Source organism: Vibrio sp. 10N.222.46.A1 (assembly GCF_041473595.1).
GTDB classification, from domain to species: domain Bacteria; phylum Pseudomonadota; class Gammaproteobacteria; order Enterobacterales; family Vibrionaceae; genus Vibrio; species Vibrio tasmaniensis_A.
The window spans coordinates 1-4,296 of record NZ_JBFRSN010000497.1 but is presented as its reverse complement, the minus strand read 5'-3'; the positions used below and the strand labels follow the sequence as shown (position 1 = coordinate 4,296).

At 46.6% G+C, this 4,296-nt stretch carries 4 protein-coding genes and 1 other RNA gene; all 5 read right to left on the bottom strand.

The window, feature by feature from the left end; all coding sequences use genetic code 11:
- The coding region (locus AB4496_RS14590; RefSeq protein ID WP_372131224.1) for a penicillin-binding transpeptidase domain-containing protein at positions 1-1,192 on the bottom strand (1,192 nt) is incomplete at its 3' end.
- Positions 1,189-1,506 carry a cell division protein FtsL gene (gene ftsL / locus AB4496_RS14585; RefSeq protein WP_009848950.1) on the bottom strand — a complete coding sequence of 106 codons (318 nt, stop codon included), beginning with the start codon at positions 1,504-1,506 and terminating at the stop codon, positions 1,189-1,191. The genes ftsL and AB4496_RS14590, both read right to left, overlap by 4 nt.
- A gap of 3 nt (positions 1,507-1,509) precedes the next feature.
- The gene (gene rsmH, locus AB4496_RS14580; RefSeq protein ID WP_009848949.1) at positions 1,510-2,460 is read right to left on the bottom strand and encodes a 16S rRNA (cytosine(1402)-N(4))-methyltransferase RsmH; all 951 of its coding nucleotides are present in this window, start codon (positions 2,458-2,460) and stop codon (positions 1,510-1,512) included.
- Between the two features lie 228 nt (positions 2,461-2,688).
- An RNA gene (gene rnpB / locus AB4496_RS14575) (RNase P RNA component class A) lies at positions 2,689-3,128 on the bottom strand.
- A 195-nt stretch (positions 3,129-3,323) separates the two neighbouring features.
- Positions 3,324-4,190, bottom strand: a complete 867-nt coding sequence (gene rsmI / locus AB4496_RS14570; protein ID WP_009848948.1) for a 16S rRNA (cytidine(1402)-2'-O)-methyltransferase — start codon at positions 4,188-4,190, stop codon at positions 3,324-3,326.
- Positions 4,191-4,296 lie beyond the last annotated feature (106 nt).

Sequence of the window (4,296 nt, the reverse complement as noted above, 5' to 3'; positions counted from 1 at the left end):
CAACCGAACTGTACATACCAAGTAACGCTTCAAGCGGCATATCAAGCGCTAATTTCGCAACGCCGATGTTACTTGATTTTTTAAGGATCAAGGCTAAATCAGCCTTGCCCACTTTAGAGGTATCACGTACTCGGCTACCTCCAATTTGCATGATGCCATTACCCGTATCAATAATAGATTTCGCATCAGCTGTACCATTTTCTAATGCGGCGAGCACCACAAAAGGTTTCACTGTTGAGCCGGGCTCCATAGCATCGGTCAGCACGCGGTTTCGCATTTTAAAGCTTTGTAAATCAGAGCGGTTGTTCGGGTTGTAAGACGGTGCATTGACCATGGCTAACACAGCGCCCGTTTTCACATCGAGTAATACTGCAGAGCCTGAGGTCGCTTTATGATCGGCCACCGCTTGCTTAATCGCTCGATAGGCTATCGCCTGCAATCGTTGATCGATGGTGAGTTCTAGTGGTTTGCCTTCTTCGCGTTCTTCTAACGCAATGTTTTCGACAACGCGTCCGTAGCGGTCTTTACGAATCGTTCGCTTGCCTGCTTCGCCCGTAAGCCATTTATCGTAACTGCGTTCAACCCCTTCCAGGCCGTGTCCATCAATTCCGGTCACACCGATAAGGTGTGCACTGACTTCACCAGCAGGGTAGTAACGTCGAGATTCCGCTTTTAGGCCCACACCCACCAGCTTAAGTTCACGGATATACTTAGCCATCGCAGGGCTAACTTGTCTTTGTAGATAAATAAATCGACGGGATTTATTGCTAGAGATCTTATCGATCATCGATTGTCGCTGTAGGCCAAGTACATCGGCTAACGCATACCAACGATCAATCTGGGCCATACCATTTTTATCGAAAATCGTTTTTGGGTCGGCCCATACAGCCTCAACGGGAACACTCACAGCAAGCGGCTCGCCATTGCGGTCAGAGATAATACCGCGAGCAGAAGGAATAGCCTTAACACGCACTGAGCGAAGATCGCCCTGACGAATTAAGTTATCGGGTTCAATGATTTGGATGTAAGCCACACGGCCAACGAGTGCAGCAAAGGCTAGAAACACGAAAGCAATAACAACGTTGAAACGCCATTTAATAAGAATTGGATCCGAATCCTTTTCGCTCTTCACTCGCTCTTTCGTTGATTCATTAACGGTTTTTGCGGGTGTTTTTTCCTTTTTACCGGTCATTTCAGTGTGATCACAACTTCTTTGTCGGAGTCTGGACGTTTCATGTCTAGCTCTCTTTTTGCCGATGCTTGAACGCGGCTGTGTTCTGCTAGCGCCGTCTCTTCAAGCATTAAATTTCGCCACTCATCATCAAGTTGTTCCCGCTCCACCAATGCCATGTCTTTTTGCGTAATCGCCTGACGTGATACATGTGTCGTAAGAACGACCCCCATCGCACTCGCAAAGATGCAGATAAGAAGCCCCAATGGGACTTTGCCCACGGAGATCAAATCAAAAAAGATTATCTTGGCTAAGTTGGGTTTGGAGGTCTTCATTGACTATAGCTTTTCTGCGATTCGTAGTACTGAACTACGCGAACGAGTATTCTCATCCACTTCATCTTTAGAAGGCTTAATTGCTTTACCAATTGGTTTCAGATCGGCACTGCCTAGCGCTTTGATCTGCTCTTCAGTTAGTGGCAAGCCATGTGGTACTTGCGGTCCTTGGCTCTCTTTACGGATAAAGCGCTTAACCATACGGTCTTCAAGCGAGTGGAAACTGATAACAGAGATACGACCTTGAGGAGCTAGAATGCTTGCCGCGCCTTTCAGTGCTGTATCGATCTCTTCTAGTTCACTGTTAATGTAGATACGGAATGCTTGGAAAGCACGTGTTGCTGGGTGTTTTTTCTCTTTGAAGCTTTTTGGAGCGACATCAGAGATAAGCTTAGCCAACTGGCCAGTGCGCGTTAGCGGTTCGTTCTCTTCATTCTCTTGATAAGCAATGATGCCTTTCGCGATACGACGAGCGTGTTTGTCTTCACCGAACTCACGAATAACCCATGTGATGTCATCAAGATCCGCTTCAACTAACCACTGAGAAACAGGAATCCCCGTTGTTGGGTCCATACGCATATCAAGCGGGCCATCTTTCATAAAGCTAAAGCCACGTTCAGCATCATCCAGCTGTGGTGAAGAGACACCTAAATCCAGCAATACGCCATCCACTTGACCGACTAAGTCATAACGCTCTGCATATTCAGCCATACCTGAGAACGGGCCGTGAATAATCGTAAAACGAGGGTCATCAATCTTTTGTGCTTCGGCAATCGCTTGTGGATCGCGGTCGATACTAAAGAGTCTTCCATTCTCGCCCAGTTTAGACAGGATTGTACGGCTGTGACCACCACGGCCAAAAGTACCATCGATATAGGTACCGTCAGGTTTGATCGCAAGTCCGTCAATAGATTCGTTAAGCAATACTGAAATATGTTTGAATGCTTCTGTCATAGTCTTCTCAGTGAATGGATTGAGCCATTAGTTCGGCAATAATATGTTCTATTAACGTTTTAGTTTACTGATTTCGCGCCGTATCTCCACCATATTGTGTATAGGCTTTGGGAATTTTTGACCCAAGCTCATATCAAGATGATGGATTCTAAGGAAATCTAAATAATTAACGTCAATATAAAGCAAAAAACCCATCACTACCGTTAAGTAATGATGGGTTCTTTATATAGGTGGAGTTGACACATACGCCGGGTTCTGTTCCGCTTGCGCGGCGGTAACCATTCGTCTAGGCCTGCAATCGCTCACAGGCTCAAGCAATCTACCCGCCCCCATACGCGAGCAGCGCAATGCGAGGGCCTATTTGATCTTGCTCCGGGTGGAGTTTACCTTGCTACGAACTGTTGCCAGTCGCACGGTGCGCTCTTACCGCACCCTTTCAGCCTTACCTGTGCCTCTTCCGAAGAAATGAGGCCATCGGCGGTCTTCTCTCTGCTGCACTTGTCGTGGGCTCGCGCCCCCCAGACGTTATCTGGCACCCTGCTCTATGGAGCCCGGACGTTCCTCCCCTCTACCAGTCTCCCGAAGGACTTCAACGTCAGTTTCCCGAAGGACCTCAACGTCAGTCTCCCGAAGGACATCAGCAAAGCAGCGATTACCCGTTCAACTCCGAGGGCGGATTGTATAGAGATTAGTGTGCAGTGTCTAGCGAGATCACAAATATGCTGCAAACCATTAAGCAAGTGAACGAATTTCACACAATCCAAGCACAAAAAAAGGAGCGACGGTATTACCATCACTCCTCATAAGCTTGTCAATACAGGTTAGCTACTCTATAAATAGGTACCTAGTCTATAAAGAGGTATCTAGTTGTCTAGATGCTCTAGGCCCCATTTGTATAAAGCGTTCTTTTTCAGGTTGTAGATTTCTGCCGTCATCGCCGCTGCTTTTTTAAGGGGCAGTTCTTTGGTTAGAATACCCAGCGTGCGAGTCGCTTCGTCTGGCAACTCTGTGCTCGCTTCTTCACGGTGACCGTGAATTAACAATACCATCTCACCGCGTTTACGGTTTGCGTCTTCTTCAATCCACTCAATAAGTTCACCAAGTGGCAGACCTTGGATGGTTTCGAAGGTTTTGGTTAGCTCACGCGCCAACACAACCTCACGATCTGGGCCTAAGATCTCTAGCATGTCTTGTAGAGAATCAGTAATACGGTGCGGAGATTCGTAGAAGATACACGTGCGTTCTGCTTTTGCGATCTCTAAGAACTTGTCTTTACGACCTTTGCTCTTTGGCGGTAAGAAACCTTCAAAGCTGAAACGATCAGACGGCAAACCAGACGCACTTAGTGCGGTAATCACAGCACAAGCACCAGGAAGTGGCACAACTCTCACACCCGCTTGACGACATTGTGAGACAAGATGGTAACCTGGATCACTGATTAAAGGAGTACCCGCATCAGAGACTAATGCGATAGACTGACCTTCTAATAACCTTTCGACTAGAACTTGTGCTTTAGTTTGTTCATTATGATCATGTAAAGCGAACGTTCTGGTTGATATATTGAAGTGAGCAAGCAGCTTACCCGTGTGGCGTGTGTCTTCGGCTGCAATAACATCGACACTTGATAAAATTTCAATTGCTCTTTGAGTGATATCTCCCAAATTTCCGATTGGGGTTGGCACAATATAGAGAGTTGGGCTCTCTGTGAGCAAGGTTTTGTTATCTGTCATTTGTTTACCATCACTTCAACGATTAATATAGATACAAATTTATACGGAATTTAAAGAACTCATGGCAACGATGAACCATAAGAGACTCAGTGTACCACGCTTACTC

Excerpts from the sequence above, each read along its gene's own strand:
- ftsL (WP_009848950.1), bottom strand. The coding sequence starts at position 1,506 with ATGAAGACCTCCAAACCCAACTTAGCCAAGATAATCTTTTTTGATTTG.
- rsmH (WP_009848949.1), bottom strand. The coding sequence starts at position 2,460 with ATGACAGAAGCATTCAAACATATTTCAGTATTGCTTAACGAATCTATT.
- rsmI (WP_009848948.1), bottom strand. The coding sequence starts at position 4,190 with ATGACAGATAACAAAACCTTGCTCACAGAGAGCCCAACTCTCTATATT.